The following is a 15,409-nucleotide window of genomic DNA, read 5'->3' on the forward strand; positions in this document are numbered from 1 at the left end:
GATGTTGGGTCTTCCGACCCGACACTTCTTCGATTCACTTCTGCTGTCGGGTCGGAAGACCCAACGCCCACTGTCAGGCCCGAAGGCCCAACCTCCGATCCGCTGTGGATGCGTTGCAACGGTGCGCCTACGCGTACAGCACGCGGAAGGGGCGCAGCCAGGTCACCGCGACAGCGAGGATCATTGAGAGAAGAAAGACCTCCCCCTGCCCGGGAATCGCAAAGGGCACGAAGAGCTGAACCAAGGTGAGCAGTGCCCCCAGCCCGGCAATGCCTGCGGCGCCGGCATAGACGTACTTGCCCACGTGATGGTCATTGGTGAATGCAGCTGCTGAAACAACGGCGCTGGCAAACAAGCTCAGTGCGACCACATTCAAACCTTCTTCAGGAAACGCAAAGGTCGCCAGCAGGCACAGCAACGCCGCCAGCGTGGCGCCCCCGACTGCAATCCCCTCCCACTTCTCCAGTGGCTTCAGGGCGCGCCGGGCAAAGCCATCAAAAAGCATGAAGAAGGAGCCAAACCCACGCGCCAGATGTGACCAGAACACCAGGGTCAGCCACAGGGCCACGACTGCCGATGCCAGGCCGGGAGACACACCTTTCAACGTGCTGTACAGAGCCCGGTAGGCCAGATACCCGCCAATCATGATGGCGGTTTGCGTGCCCTTCGTGAAACGGTTCATGGCGTGGGCAAAGCGCAGAAAGCCGCCATACACCCACGAGCGAGCCCGGTAGGACTCCACGAGGCCGAGACGTGCCCCCTCGTTCATCGCATTCAGCCGGAGCGCCTCCAGGAAATGCTTGTTCGCCTCACGGTGGTTTCCCTGCATGAGTGCCCGCCAGCCCGCGCTGGTGTGGCTGCTGTCATCCTCCGGGTTGTTCTCCAGCTGGTAGCGGACCAGATGTTCGTTGTCCGCATCCTTGTGCTGCATGAGCAGCGCCGCAGAAAGCACCTCCGTCGCCATGGTGTTCTCGGTATCGAGAGCGAGAGCGCGGCGCGCGGCAGCCTCCGCTTCGGGATACTTGTGCAGACGCAGATAGATCTGCGACTCCACCGTGTGGGCAAAGTCATCGTCCGGATCCAGTTTCACCGCCTCGGTAGCCTCAAGGCGTGCCTGCTGGAGTATGTGGTCCTGGCCGTCCTTGGCACTGTTCGCAATCGCAAGGGCCAGCACACCGCGCATGAAGGAGTTCTCCGGTTCGAGCGCCACGGCACGGCGGGCGGCCTCCACGGTCTGCGCCTTCTTTCCTTCCTCACGCATCCAGCAGAGCGCGAGCATGGCATAGCTGGGCGCGTGATTGGGATCCGCCTGGAGTGCCTGCTGAAACATCCGCGCAGCATCTTCATGGCGCTGCTGCCTGCGCAACAACTGGCCACGCTCAAAGCAGGCCTGCGCGGAAGGATGGCTGTCGGTGCCGGGGGTCATCAGGGAAAAGGGGTTGATAGCAGGCGATGGGACACTTGCACCATCGATTCCACTCAATCCGGAAATGCTGCTTTCTTACTTCAGCAGCCCCAGGTGCTTCAGCACATCATCATAGAAGCCACCCTGGTTCGCATAGAGCGCGTAGTTCTTCGCGCTTTCAAACCAGGCACGAGTCGTGGGCTTGTGACGTGAGGTGGCCTTGAGGAGATCCTTGGTGGTGAGCGGAATCACCTTGCCTGTCTTCATGGCGTCATTGAGCACCTGCTCGGTAGCCAGATCGAAAACGGCCTTCAGATCTGCACCGCTGAAGCCTTCCGTTTTCTTCGCGAGCGCCTTGGGATCCAGTTCGCCGATGGGTTTCTTCTTCGCCATCACGTCGATGATGGAGGCGCGCGCCGGTTCATCCGGTGGCGGCACAAACAACGTGCGGTCAAAGCGGCCGGGACGGCGGAAGGCGGGATCGATGTGCCACGGTGCATTCGTGGCGCCGAGGATGAGCACGCCTTCGTTCTGTGAATCAGCACCGTCCATCTCGCTCAGGAATTGATTGATGAGATTGCGCCCGGCACTCTGGCGCAGATCGCGCCGGTCTGCGGCCAGGGCATCCACTTCATCGAAGAAGAGCACACAGGGAGCGTTCTTGCGCGCGAGTTCGAAGACCTCATGCATGTTCTTCTCGGAGTTCCCAATCCACATGTCGAGGATCTGGTGAAGGCCTAGCGCGATGAAGTTCGCCTTGATCTCGCCGGCCGTGGCCTTGCTCAACAGCGTCTTTCCGCATCCGGGCGGACCGTACAAGAGCACACCACCGCCAACCTTCTTGTCATAGGCCTTGAAGAGCTCCGCATGCTGCAGCGGGTAGATGATCTTCATGCGGATCTCCTCCTTCACCGCATCCATGCCACCCACGTCCTCAAACTTCAGCTTCGGCTTCTCAAAGTCCGCGAGACCAAGGTCAAACGCAGCGCCTCCACGAGAATGGCCATCGGCGCTGTCATCATCATCGCCAGACCCGATACCTTCCAGATAGTCTCCACCGGCAGTCACTCCTACCTTGCGTGGGCCTCGAGGTTCACTACCAGGATTGGAACGGCTTTCCGCGAGTTCCTTTTCCAGGGAGACATCTGCCAACGTGCGGTCGAGTTCGAGTGCCTTGGCGTAAAGTATCTTGGCACGGCCGAGCTCGCCCTCACCCGCGAGGATGCGGCTGAGGAAGAGGTAGGCCGGAGCGTATTGGGGTTGCTCCTCGATGAGCTGCTCCGCGCGCACGGCAGCCTCCGAGCCCCTGCCTTCCAGATGCACGACGCTGGCTACTCCGAGGCGCGCCTCTGCATTGGCCGGCTCCAGGCGCACGACCTTGAGAAAGGTCTCGCGCGCGTCAGCAAGCTGCAACTCTTCCATGCATGTCTTGGCATAGAGCAGCAGGAGGGGGACATTCTCAGGCGAATGCTCCAGCGCAAGTTTCAGGGAGTCCAGGGGGGAAGACATGGGTCAACTGCACGAGAACCCGCGACGTTTGGCAAGTGGAAATCGTGCCATGCTACCGCGCCCCTGCGGACAGCCACAACCCCCAAGGCAACCTACCAGCCAGGTTCAGGCGTTTCGATTGATCGATTCCACAATTTCCAGAACCGGGAGTGTCAGCGCCGGAATCGCAGCCATCGACCAGGCGACCATCAGCGCGATGAGCGCCAATACGATGCCAGACATCACTCTGTTCCCTCGAAACACCCACAAAAGGATAGGCACGAGCAGCACCAACAGCAGGGCGAGCCACACCACGTTGTTTTGCATGAGCCGCGAACCGTTGATTGCCATCAGCGTATAGGTGGGCAGCTTCGTGCGATCTCCCAACATCTCCTCAAAGACCTTTTCATACCGAAGCGTGAAGCTGAAGGAAATGTAGCCGAAGAACATCAGTGCGCCCGCGTAGAGCACCGTAAGCACAAAGCAGCGCCACTTCCACCGCCTGAGCGGAGGTGTCTGTGGCGCCAGGGGCGGTGGCTGTGTCTCGCTCATGCAGCCGGCGTGGGCTCCAGCACTTTCGCCAGTGCCTCCACCGTGGTGACCGGCGCCTGGCAGGCACGATTGCGACAGACATATACCGCAGCCTTGCCACCCACCGGCTTCATCGCACCGAGCGCTTCATTCTTCATGGAGAGGAACTGCTGACCCTCGCCGCCGTCCGCGTGCAGGATCACCGCATGCGGCAGGTAGCGCTTGCGCACCTCTGCGGCCAGTGAATCAAATCCTGCCTCACCCGGCGATCCCGCGAGCACAATTTCCATTTCACCATGCTGCATGAAATCCAGCGCGCATACCATGACCGGCACGCTGAAGGGCGACTTTGACAGACTGTGGCCAAACAATTTCAGGATCTTCTCCGCCTTCGCACGGTAGGTATCATCTGCAAGCATCTTGCCCAGGCGCAGCAGGTTGAGCGCCGCCACGCTGTTGGGTGAAGGTTCAGCACTGTCGTAGTCCTCCTTCACCTGGAGCACGGAGTTCGGAATGCTCTTGCTCACGCTGAAGTAGCCCCCCTTCTCCGGGTCGCCACACTTCGCATCAAACTCATCCTGCAACGTCGCTGCCCACTTCAGCCATTTGATTTCAAAGCTGGCTTCATAGAGATCCAGCAGGGCCTGGATCAGCATGGCGTAGTCGGGCGCGAAGGCCGGCACCGTGGAGGCTCCCTCACGCCAGCTCCGTCGCAGTTCGCGGCCGTTGTTGGAAAGCTTGTCGAAGATGAACTGCGCGCACTTCTTCGCGGACTCCAGGTGTGCCTTGTCCCCCAGCACATTCGCCGCCTTGGCGAGGCCGGAGATCATGAGCCCATTCCAGGCCGTGAGCACCTTGTCATCGAGATGCGGATGCTGGCGTTTGCCTCGCGCTTCCAGCAGCACCTTGATGCCGCGGGTGATGATATCTTCCACCTTCTCGGGCTCCAGCTTGAAGAACTCCGCCGTCTTCTTCACGGTATAGGCGCGGAAGAGCGTGTTCGTGCCCGTGAGTTCACCGTGGGGATCACTCTCGGGACGCGCATTGCCATCCCGGCGTGCACCAAAGGCATAGCGGAAGATACTCCCTTCCTCCTTGCCAAGCAGATCGTCGATCTCGGCCGCCTTCCATACGTAGAAGAAGCCTTCGCGCTTCTCCGTGCGGGTGTCGTCGATGTAGCTGTCCGCATCTTCAGCGGAGTAGTAGCCGCCATCGGGATGCCGCAGGTCACGGTTGCAGTAGCCAATGATGTCCTTCGCCACTTCCGCGAAGTATCCCACGTCGAGATGCTGGTAACCTTCGAGGTACGCAGTGAGAAGCTGGCCCTGATCGTAGAGCATCTTCTCGTAGTGCGGGATGTGCCAGTAGCCATCGACACTGTAGCGGTGGAAGCCGCCGCCGAGCTGGTCGTGCATGCCGCCCTTGGCCATGTGCATGAGCGTGGTCTTGGCCATCGCCGCGGACCAGCTGGCATCACTCTCTTCCTTCTTGGAATCGAGATACGCCTTCAGCCTCCAAAGAACCAGCAGGGTTGAAGGACGCGGGAACTTGGGCGCGCCGCTGAAGCCGCCCTCGTGGTAATCGAAGGAGCCCGCAATATCATCGTACACCTTGCGCGTCACCTCTTCATACGCGGCCTCGTGATGGCGTTGCTCATCGTCCAGATGTTCCTGCAGCTTCTGCATGGAGGCAGCGCTGCGTTCCAGCACACCTTCGCGCTCGTCCTTCCACACCTCGACGATCTTCAGGCAGAGAGACTTGAAGCCCATGCGTCCGCCGCGATCCTCCGGCGGGAAATAGGTACCGGCAAAAAACGGCTTCAGCTCGGGCGTAAGCCACACGCTCAGAGGCCAGCCACCTCCGCCATTCACCGCCTGGGCATAGGTCATGTAGGTGAGGTCCACATCCGGCCTCTCCTCGCGATCCACTTTCACGCAAACGAACTGTTCATTCAGCACTGCGGCGACCTCTTCGCTCTCAAAAGACTCGCGCTCCATCACGTGGCACCAGTGGCACGTGGAGTATCCGATGCTCAGAAAGATGGGTTTCTGCTCCTTGCGAGCACGCTCAAACGCCACTTCACCCCACGGCAGCCAGTCCACCGGGTTGTGCGCATGCTGCAGCAGGTAGGGCGAGGTCTCCTGCGCGAGCGCGTTGGTATGCTTCTTTTCCTGAACTTCGGGCATGGCGAAAGGTAGGGCATGCCCCGGCCAATGCAATCGTGCGCACGCTGGCCTCCGGGTAAGGTCATGCCGAAACCAGACACCGGTCCGACAACGCCATTGAGGAGCAGGTCAAGCCCATCGCATTCGGCGGTGAAGGCGCTGTTTCTGGCCCGGCGAGGCATGCACCGTGATGAGGCCCCTCGATCCCTCGGGCTCGGATTGCTCCTGCGCGCTTCGTGTCGAGCGGTGGAGGTGGAGGTGGAGGTGGAGCGGGCAACGGGAATCGAACCCGTCTGACCAGCTTGGAAGGCTGGAGCATTACCACTATGCTATGCCCGCGCTAAATAAGAACTTACCTTCAAAACTAACGGGCTCAAGATGTTTCATGGAACCATCTCAATCACCGTAGATAAGGCGGTAAGCCCTGAAGATTCGCCTCAGCAAAAATTTTTGAAAAGCGAATCTTCCCGGCCTGAGATTCAATCACTTCAGAATCGCTTTGCAAGCAGGAATTTGGGCGCTTCAGCCGCCTGGGCTGAAGGGAGGGTTTGCAACATTTCGTCTCAACATCCGCCGCACACCTGCATTCTCATTTATGGCTTCCAACGCTCGTCACATTTTGTTAGTTTTTACACGGCATCACCTCACAGATCCCACCGATTATGAACTCACGACTAATCACTCAAATCTGTCTTATCGGGTTCTTCATCCTCGCCGTCCTCTGGGTCGCGGGAAACTGGGGCAGCGAAGCATGGGAGGCGAATCCCATCATGCCGCTGATCTCGGTCATCGTGCTTGCCATTTGTGGCGGCGTTTTTTTCGTGATGGTGATCCTGCCGAAGCTGGGCGATGCGGTGGGCACAGCCATGTACTCCTCAGGTGAGGAAGTGAAAGCCGACGGCAGCATGCGCGCTGTCGCCCGCATGGCGTCCGGGGACTACGACGGAGCGATCGATGAATACAAGAAAGTGATTGCCGAGAAACCCGGGGATCCCTTCCCCGTTTCTGAAATCGCGAAGATCTACGCGGAGAAGTTCAAGGATCCCAACCGCGCTCTCACCTACCTGCAGGCCCACCTGGAATCCCACGAGTGGGCAGAAGACAACGCGGCTTTCCTCATGTTCCGCATCGTGGACATCCACATGCACGAGCACCACCTCGATGAGGCAAAGGACATCCTTGAACAAGTGGTGGGCAACTTCCCTGGCACACGCCATGCCGCGAACGCGAAGCACAAGATCAACGAACTGGAGCAATTGCAGTTCAAGGAACTGCAGGCCCAGCGTGCCAAGCAAAGCTCCCAGGGCCAGGCCTGATCTCGATCTCTCGTGGGCGGCAGCATGGAGGGCAGGTGGCAGAAGTTCCGGGCTCGGCCGCTGGCATTGATTGCCCTCGCGGCGGTGGCGGGCATCTGCCTCACCGACATGCTGCCCGCGTTCGGAGCCTGGTTCTGGCTGCTGCCGGTGGCCGGCGCCGCTTCTGCCGCGCTGGTAAACCGTACCGGAAATCTGCGCTGGGTACTGCTGCTCGCGCTGGTGACCTTTGCCGCGTGGCATCACACCAGTCTCCAAGCGACCCGTGATCATCCACTGCGCGCCATCCTCGATGCTCCTGGGGTGACGATGGATGTGCAGGCTGAAGGCGAGGTGCAACGCCCTCTGCGAAGTGATCTGCCCGGTGCCCAGCCGTGGGAGGCGCTGTTCATTGCGGACCACATCACCTCTGCGCCACTGGGAAAAGCGTTTGCTGGACCCACGCCGCTGCGCCTGCTCACGGGGAGCAGCGGCAATACTTCGCTGAAGCCAGGACGTTACCGCATCACGGGCAGGATGAGTCTGCCGTCCTTGCCGGACAATCCGGGGGAATTCAACAGACGTGCTTATGATTTGCGGCTAGGACTCACGGCCCAATTGCGAGCCACGGAGATCACGCTTGTGCGTGAGGAACGCTTCCCCATCAGCGCCCAACTGGTCGCCGCAGCAGAGCGATGCCGTGCCTGGGTGACAGACGTGCTGGCAATCGATCTGCAAGATCGCCCAAAAGAGCGTGCGATCATCTTGGCCATGGCGCTTGGATCCATGGAGCCGGAGGCGAGAGAGCTGCAGGTTCCCTTCCGTGAAAGCGGCACGCTGCATGTCTTTGCGGTCAGTGGGCTTCATGTGGTCATCGTCGGTGGCATCCTCCTCGCGTTGCTGCGACCGTTCTGCCGGAACCGCGTGGTGCTGCTGGTGCTTTTGATCAGCGCGTTGTTTGGCTATGCCTTTCTAACCGGACTCAAACCTTCCGCCGTACGCGCCACGGTGATGATGGCCGTGCTGTTCGCTGGCATCATGCTCAATCGCAACGGGGATCTCCTCAACATCCTCGGTGGCGCCGCGGTGCTGTTGCTGGTGTTTGATACCAATCAGATCTTCGCGCCGGGCTTTCAGCTTTCCTTCGGGGTGCTGGCAAGCATCGGCCTCTTCGCCAACTGGTTTTCGAAACCCTTCCGTCCGTGGGTCGAGCCGGATCCATTTCTGCCAAAACCCCTGCTCTCCGGAAAACAAAAACTCCTGTGGTGGGCACGCGGTCAGGTCGCGGGACTCATCACGGTTTCGGCAGCCGCCTGGATTGGAAGCCTGCCGTTGATCTTCCACCACTTCCATCTCGTCACACCGATCTCCATTGCGGCAAACATGCTGCTGGTGCCGCTGTCCTTTGCGGTGCTCGGTACGGCTATTCTAACACTGCTGGCTGGGACGCTCCACCTGGTCTGGCTGCAAGCACTGCTGAGCAATGCCAATCTTGCCTTCGCGTGGTGCACGCTGCAGTCCGCGCAGCTCTTCGCCAGCGTGCCCGGTGGCAACCTCTACCTCCCAGACGCCTCTCTCGAATCGCAGCCTCCCGCACAGATGCATGTCTTGCGACTCCAAGGAGGCGCGGCGGCCCAGCACTTGCGAACGGGCGGCAAAGACTGGCTGCTCGACTGCGGTGGTGAAGGCGATTATGCCTTCGTGCTGCGCCCCTGTCTCCAACACCTGGGGCTGAACCGTCTCGATGGACTCGTCCTGAGTCACGGTGACTTCGGGCACGTCGGCGCAGCATTGCATGTGCAGCAGGATTTTGGATCGCCGTCCGTCCTCCTGCCTGCGCGTGAGCCCTGGCGCTGGGATTCCGGACTCACTTCGATGCGCCAGCTTCGCAAGGCCGGTCTTCAAGGCAAACCGCTCACGTATGGCGTTACCCTTGACCTCGGAAGCTATGCGGGCAGCGAGCGCGCACGGGCATTGGTCCTCTACCCCACGAACGACATCTGGGCTCGCCGAGCGGATGACCGCACGCTCGTCCTGCGCATCGACCTTGGTCCGCATCGCATCCTGTGGTGCAACGATGCGGGGTTCCTCGCCGAAAAGAAGATCCTGGAACTCCACCGGCCGGAAGACCTCTGCTGCACGGTCATCATCCGCAACCAGCACGCCACCGACTTCTCCCTCCTGCCGGAATTCCTGGATGCGGTGCGGCCACAACTCATCATCACCTCGAGCGATACCTTTCCGGCGGAACAAAAGCTCTCTCCGCAAACCCTCGCCGACTGCGCCGCACGGGGCATCCGCATCCTGGATCAGGAACTCACCGGCGCCACCACCCTGCATTTCTGGCCGGATCGCATCGACGTTCTCCCCTTCCACGACCATCCATCATTTTCCATCATACCTCATCAAAATGCGAAGCCATAATCCGACGCCGGCCAGAGGCCAGCGCTCCCAGGGCCGCAGATTGCTTTTCACACCTCCTCAGGATCCACCAGCATATATCCCGCCGAGCGCAGCGTGCGGATGAACCGGGGCTGTCGCGCATCATCCCCCAGCTTCCGTCGCAGCGCGGCAATGTGCACATCCACACTCCGGTCAAACACCTCCCACTCGCGATCGCGAATCTCATCCAGGAGCTGCTCGCGACTCTTCACCCGGCCACGTGCCCGGGCGAGTGAGTAGAGAATGTCAAACTCCACCGGCGTGAGTGACAGCGGGCGATCGTCCAGCAGGGCCACCCGATTGTTCGGGTTCACGCGTATCTTGCCCACCACCACTTCCGGTTGCGCGTCTTCATCATTCGCAGGTCCGGCAGCTTGCGTCTGGGACAAGGATGCCCGCCGCGTCACCGCTCTCAGACGTGCCAGCAACTCACGCATGGAGAATGTTTTCGGCAGGTAGTCATCCGCACCAACTTCCAGACCCACGATGCGATCCATTTCATCTCCTCGTGAAGTCAGCATGAGCACGGGAACCATGCTGGTCTTGCGGATGCCCTTGAGCACCTCAAAGCCGTCCATGCCCGGCAGCATCACATCCAGAATCACCGCCTGCCATTCCTCTGCGATTGCGCGGGCTACACCATCCGGACCATTGTGCACCGCCTGAACGTCATAGCCCAGCGGCTCAAGATAGTCGCGCAGCAACTCGCAAAGCTCGCGGTCATCATCCACGAGCAGCAGACGAGGCGGGCGCACTTCAGACTGGCTCACAATGGCATAAACAGCACCCCAACCGCCGGCCTGCAAGCCCCGCTTAACACAATCTTTACAAAACTCCGGCCCTGCGATCATCGCCGCTTTACGGGCGAATGTTTGACTCCCGCCATGAGAACCTCGCGTTTCCTGGTGGCGGCGTGTGCCGCGGCAGTCATTCCGGTCAACATCGCCCATGCCCACCCCGGCCACGAAGGGGACGGTAATGATGCAGGCAGCTTTGTCTTCTCCTCCTTCGTCGCCGCAGCAAAAGCCTCCACGGCAGCCGGCGGCGCCAATCAGGTGACAATTGCTGTCGAGGGCGACACGCGCGTGATGCGCAGCAACGGCATGCCGGATCATCGCCCGGGGCAATTCCCCAATCGCGGCAATCCCCACAGCCTCTCCCCGCAGGCCAACGAGTTCCGCATGACCACGAAACCGCAGGAGTCCGGCCAACAAACCCCGGCGCGCGGAGCCTGGTTCGGCGTGGCGGTGAATGGGGTGCCCTTCGAACCCGGCACGGCCGAGTTCTGGAACGGCGATCCGCGATGGACCTACGAAGCGCTGGGCGGATTCATCAATCTGGGCATCGACCAGCACAACGCCCATGTCCAGCCCAGCGGTGCCTACCACTACCACGCCCAGCCCACCGGCTTGATCAAGAACCTCGGTGGCGATGACAAAACCATGCGTCTCATCGGCTGGGCGGCTGATGGATACCCCATCTACTCTGCCTCTGCGCACACGAGTCCGGATGATGCGACCTCACCCCTGAAGAAGATGAAGTCCAGCTACCGCCTCAAGGAAGGCCAGCGCGATGGTGGCCCGGGAGGCAAGCCTGATGGCCGCTTCACCTCAGACTTCGAATATGTGCAGGGAGCCGGCGATCTCGATGAATACAACGGTCGCTCCGGCGTGACTCCGGAGTATCCCCAAGGCACTTACTACTACTGCATCACGGAGGAGTTCCCCTGGATCAGCCGCTACTGGCGCGGCACGCCAGACTCCACCTTCTTCAAGCAAGGCGGTCGCGGACCCGGAGGCGGGCAGGGCCCTCCTGGCCAGGGCCAGCGCCCCATGCCCGGAGGCGGTCAAGGTCAGGGACCACGCGGCAGAAATCGCCCGGAAGGCGGGCCACCACCACCGCCTCCTGGCGGCAGAGGTGAAGGTCCCCCACCCTTCGGACCTCCGCCGTTTTGATTTTGAATCAGGTGGGTATGCCGAGTTCCCTCAAGCTTGCCTCGCTGCCAGCGACGCCAGTGTGGGACCATGGCGCACCTCGAAGTCCGCGCCTCCAACAACGGCGGCATTGATCGAGCGAGTCATCTCACCAAGGTGGGTTCCGTGTCCGGCATGCACATGCCCAAACACATGCAGCCTCGGCTGGATGCGCTTCAATTCCTCCCTCAAATGCGGACATCCCAGATGCAGGCCTCCCGATGACGGTACATCAAGGATCCCCTGCGGAGGGGTGTGCGTGATGAGAATGTCAATCCCCGCGGGAATCGCCTTCCAGTTCTCCTGCAACATCTCCTCGTCAGCGTAGTAGGCAAACCCCGAAAGATCAGGAACCCAGGGAGCCCCGTAAATCGAAAGCCCCTCAAACTCGATTGCGCTATCCTCAAGAAGGGTGGCGTGCGCGAACCGGAATTCCCGGCTCTGGAGCATGAAGTCATGATTGCCTCCAATGCACACCACATGCCTTGCCGGGCTCTCCGCAAACCACCTGTCCACATCCTCGAGCGTCTCAGCATCTCCCTGCTGAAAGCTGCAGAAATCCCCAGCATGAATCAAGATGTCACAGGGCGGAATGGTGATCTGCCGGTGTTTCTTGTGGGTGTCGGAGATGACGCAGAGTGAGACCACAGCGTCAAAAACCTGGTGAATGTTCCCTCCAAAATCGCTCCGCTTGAGACTTCAAGAGAGACAAGACCTCCAGCGCAGAATCCATGCGCGTACTTTCCCTATCAGGTTCGAATCGAAACCAATGGTCTGTGGCATCAGGTGATTGAGCACCAAGCCGGAGTCGTTGCTGAAAAAGATGCAGGTGACATGGGCGAACACGATCCGGTGGGTAGTGTGTGCCATCACGCATGGTATGTCCCGATGCAGAACACCATCCCAATTCAACGACGAAAGCCGGTCCCCACTGGCTGAATTGGAACGTCAGAAGATCGAGCTGCTTTGTCCCTGCACGACGAAAGTGAGGAAAAGAGCCGCGAAAGCCCATTTCACGAAGCTTCGGAATGACCACCTGCCGAAGTACAGAAACCATCTTGTCGCGAGCCTCACTCATGCGGCGCGCAATCTGCGGACGACATGAAACGACTCAAGCTTCAACACCTGAATAAATGGCTGACAGAAGCCACCTACGGGACGCGCGGTTCTTCCCACGGACCTCAATCCACATACAAGAACTCATTCGCGCTCATGAGCGCGTGGCACAGGGCGGCGAGTCCCAGCAGTGAAGGGTCGGCGTTCTGCTTCGAAGGCGGACCCACGGCGTACTCCAGCGGTGCGGGATGTGTTTTGTAGAAGGCCGCCTGCTCTTCCACAAACTTGACTCCGGCTTCCACATCCGCCTGCGGCGCGCGGCCATACGCAAGACGGAAGGCGAGCGTCACCTGAGCCTTTACGTCATTCGCACATTCCTTTTGCAACCGCGTGGCGAAGTACTGGGCGTACTCGCGCATGTAGCCGCTGTTCATGAGCATCAAGGATTGCGGGCTCACGGTGGTGCTGGGGCGCTCGCTGCAATTCGGCTCCACCATGGTGGGCGCATCAAAAGTCTCCAGCATGCCCAGGGGCTTGCTGCGGCGCACTTGCACGTAGATACTGCGGCGGAATTCCTCACCGTTCAGCGGGATGATCTTTCCGCTGGGGCGGCCCGCCGTGTCACTCGTGTCCTGGCCAATCACCACCTGGCCTTCTTCATTCGCCATCACCGGCACGGGCTTGCCAGCCAGATGCGGCGCGAGCTTGCCGCTCACGGCGAGCATGGAGTCGCGCAGCGATTCCGCCTCCAGACGACGCACGTTCATGCGCGAGAGCAGCGCATTGTCCGGGTCCAGGCGTTCCTTGTTCGCATCCCGTGTGGAACTCTGGCGATAGGCCTCGCTCGTCATGATCAGGCGATGCAGCTTCTTCATGCTCCAGCCCTGTGCCATGAACTCGCTCGCGAGCCAGTCCAGCAGTTCCGGATGCGTGGGCTTCTGCCCCAGCGCGCCAAAGTCTCCCGCGCTGGTGACGATGCCTTTTCCAAAGTGGTGCATCCACGCGCGATTCACCAGCACGCGGGCGAGCAGCGGATGTTTTCCATCGGTAATCGATTCAGCGAATGCAAGCCGCCGCCCCGTGGTGGGCAGCGTGGCAGATTTCTCCGGCACCTCCACCTTGCGCAGCCCGGCAAGCACCGTCAGGTCTGAGGGCGGCACCTTGTCCTTCTTCTGCTCAGGGTCACCACGGTTGAAGATGAAGGTCGCCGGCACCAGATCCGCCTTCGCCTTCGGGACCTCCGTGAAGGCTTGTACAAACTCCTCCTTCGGCTTGGTGGCGCGCACCTTGGTCGCCTCCTCCACCATCTTCTTCAGGGTATCGGCATGCTTCGTCTGGTACGTGGTGTCGTATAGATAGAGCGAACCGCCGGTGAGTTGATTGACACGTGGCCAGTCCTTCAAGAGCTTCACCTGTTCGGGCTTACGATCCTTCACCGCCGTGCGGTACGCCGTGCGAAGGGCATCGCGCTTGTCTTCATCCGCCTTGAGCAGTTCCTTCTCCAGCACTTCGGTGATGAACGCCTCCTGCTGCTTCAGCCGTGCCTCATCGATCTTCTTGGCCTCGGCTTCAATCTTCGCCGCCTCCGCACGCTCGACATCGGTCAGCAACGACACCAGTCTGCCTGCGGGAGTCCGCCAGGTGTTGGTATCAAATCCGGGCTCGAACACGGCACGCAGTCGATAGTAGTCCGCCTGCGAGATGGGGTCATAACGATGGTCGTGGCATTGGGCACAGGCAATTGTCATGCCGTACAGCGAGGTACCCACGATCTTGATGGTATCCGCGATGGTCGAGTTCTGCGAAGCGCGGTCATTCATCGTCCCCGTGCCATCTGGCGCCATGCGGAGGAATCCCGTGGCCGCGAGCTTCGCAGTCGCATCCGCATCGAGGTTCCGATACGGCTGCTTCACCATCTCATCACCGGCAAGCTGCTCACGGATGAACTGATCGAAGGGCTTGTCCTGATTGAAGGCGGTAATGACGTAATCGCGGTACTTCCACGCCCACGGACGCTCGGTATCCTTCTCCGTGTAACCATCCGAATCGGCATAGCCCGCGACGTCCAGCCAGTGACGGCCCCAGCGCTCTCCGTAATGTGGCGAGGCAAGCAAACGTTCGATGACCTTCTCCCATGCCTGTGGCGAAGCATCGTTCACAAATGCATCCACCTCCTCCGGCGTCGGCGGCAATCCGGTGAGGTCGTATGTGGCACGGCGGATCAAGGTGCCTCGATCCGCCTCCGAGGAAAATGCCAGGCCAGCTTTATCCAGCTTCTTCTTAAGGAAGGCATCGACCGGATTTTCGCCAGTGACTGATGCCTGATGGCCACTGACCACGTCCGGCACCTTCGTGTGCCGAATCGGCTGGAACGCCCACCAGGCACGCTCTTCATCCGTGAAGGCATGCTCCGGCCCGAGCTTCTCCGGCTCCGGACGTGCCGTCGGTGCTCCCTCAGCAATCCATTTCTCAATCGTGGCAATCTCAGCCGCCTTCAAAGGCGGCTTACCCTTCGGCATGTCGCCGTTCTTCAGCACTTCCAGAATATGGCTCGTAGCCGGTTGGCCTGCAGTGATGGCCGGGCCCGACTTGCCCCCCTTCGACAGGTACCTCGCCAAGCGCACATCCAGACCCCCCTTCATCTCGCCCTCTTCCCCGTGGCAGTGGAAGCAGTGAGCCTTCAAGATGGGACGCACGTCCTTCTCAAACGTCAGCGGACCGGTGGGTGCCTGCGCGGCTCCGAACACGGATGCGCCACCCACCGTCATGAAAACGAAGGAGGCGGAGGCGGCGTATCTGGCTGGGCGGAAGTGCATCACAACAAAAACCGGGTGCTGCAAAAACTACGCCTGCCTGAACTTTCTCTATCAGGAGGACGACCAGCCACAGTTCGCAATTTGATAATCAATCGCACAACCCCCCATCGAATTCGAGCTCAGTGATGCTACATTAGTCGCTCATCATCAATTTTTTACATGACAACTCCTCCCTTGCACATGCCCCGCAGACCCTCGTGTAATCCAAAAGTGACCGGTTCTGCTCATGTCCTGCTACCGC

The 15,409-nt window shown here is 60.3% G+C and carries 11 protein-coding genes and 1 tRNA gene; 3 read left to right on the forward strand and 9 right to left on the reverse strand.

The window, feature by feature from the left end; translation table 11 throughout:
- Positions 1-127: 127 nt before the first annotated feature.
- From G5S37_RS28330 to G5S37_RS28350, 5 genes are all read right to left on the reverse strand, one after another.
- Positions 128-1,426: a tetratricopeptide repeat protein gene (locus G5S37_RS28330; protein ID WP_165209089.1), complete on the reverse strand. Its 1,299-nt coding sequence runs from the start codon at positions 1,424-1,426 to the stop codon at positions 128-130.
- A 75-nt stretch (positions 1,427-1,501) separates the two neighbouring features.
- Positions 1,502-2,914, reverse strand: a complete 1,413-nt coding sequence (locus tag G5S37_RS28335; RefSeq protein ID WP_165209092.1) for an ATP-binding protein — start codon at positions 2,912-2,914, stop codon at positions 1,502-1,504.
- Positions 2,915-3,019: 105 nt separating this feature from the next.
- On the reverse strand, positions 3,020-3,445 hold the full coding sequence (locus tag G5S37_RS28340; RefSeq protein ID WP_165209095.1) for a hypothetical protein: 426 nt from the start codon (positions 3,443-3,445) through the stop codon (positions 3,020-3,022).
- Positions 3,442-5,610 (reverse strand): thioredoxin domain-containing protein, encoded by a 2,169-nt coding sequence (locus tag G5S37_RS28345; RefSeq protein ID WP_165209098.1) that lies wholly within the window; start codon positions 5,608-5,610, stop codon positions 3,442-3,444. The genes G5S37_RS28340 and G5S37_RS28345 overlap by 4 nt, the downstream gene beginning before the upstream one ends.
- A gap of 244 nt (positions 5,611-5,854) precedes the next feature.
- Positions 5,855-5,928: transfer RNA gene (locus G5S37_RS28350), tRNA-Gly, on the reverse strand.
- Between the two features lie 323 nt (positions 5,929-6,251).
- Between G5S37_RS28350 and G5S37_RS28355 the strand changes: the two genes are divergently transcribed.
- Together G5S37_RS28355 and G5S37_RS28360 are read left to right on the forward strand one after the other, a co-directional pair.
- On the forward strand, positions 6,252-6,905 hold the full coding sequence (locus tag G5S37_RS28355) for a hypothetical protein (RefSeq protein WP_165209101.1): 654 nt from the start codon (positions 6,252-6,254) through the stop codon (positions 6,903-6,905).
- A gap of 24 nt (positions 6,906-6,929) precedes the next feature.
- Complete coding sequence (locus G5S37_RS28360; RefSeq protein ID WP_206026189.1) at positions 6,930-9,305, forward strand: ComEC/Rec2 family competence protein; 2,376 nt, start codon at positions 6,930-6,932, stop codon at positions 9,303-9,305.
- Positions 9,306-9,352: 47 nt separating this feature from the next.
- Here the strand turns inward: G5S37_RS28360 and G5S37_RS28365 are convergent, their stop codons facing one another.
- Complete coding sequence (locus tag G5S37_RS28365; protein ID WP_240914734.1) at positions 9,353-10,093, reverse strand: response regulator transcription factor; 741 nt, start codon at positions 10,091-10,093, stop codon at positions 9,353-9,355.
- A 114-nt stretch (positions 10,094-10,207) separates the two neighbouring features.
- Here G5S37_RS28365 and G5S37_RS28370 point away from each other — a divergent pair, with 114 nt between their 5' ends.
- Positions 10,208-11,278: a YHYH protein gene (locus tag G5S37_RS28370; protein ID WP_165209110.1), complete on the forward strand. Its 1,071-nt coding sequence runs from the start codon at positions 10,208-10,210 to the stop codon at positions 11,276-11,278.
- A 30-nt stretch (positions 11,279-11,308) separates the two neighbouring features.
- Here G5S37_RS28370 and G5S37_RS28375 read toward each other — a convergent pair whose 3' ends face one another.
- The 3 genes from G5S37_RS28375 to G5S37_RS28385 all read right to left on the reverse strand — a co-directional run bounded on the left by G5S37_RS28375 (position 11,309) and on the right by G5S37_RS28385 (position 15,168).
- Positions 11,309-11,944 (reverse strand): metallophosphatase domain-containing protein, encoded by a 636-nt coding sequence (locus G5S37_RS28375; RefSeq protein ID WP_165209113.1) that lies wholly within the window; start codon positions 11,942-11,944, stop codon positions 11,309-11,311.
- 4 nt (positions 11,945-11,948) lie between these two features.
- The gene (locus tag G5S37_RS28380) at positions 11,949-12,374 is read right to left on the reverse strand and encodes a DUF4304 domain-containing protein (protein ID WP_165209116.1); all 426 of its coding nucleotides are present in this window, start codon (positions 12,372-12,374) and stop codon (positions 11,949-11,951) included.
- Between the two features lie 103 nt (positions 12,375-12,477).
- Positions 12,478-15,168: a PSD1 and planctomycete cytochrome C domain-containing protein gene (locus tag G5S37_RS28385; protein WP_165209119.1), complete on the reverse strand. Its 2,691-nt coding sequence runs from the start codon at positions 15,166-15,168 to the stop codon at positions 12,478-12,480.
- Between the last annotated feature and the right edge of the window lie 241 nt (positions 15,169-15,409).

Source organism: Roseimicrobium sp. ORNL1 (assembly GCF_011044495.1).
Classification (GTDB): domain Bacteria; phylum Verrucomicrobiota; class Verrucomicrobiia; order Verrucomicrobiales; family Verrucomicrobiaceae; genus Roseimicrobium.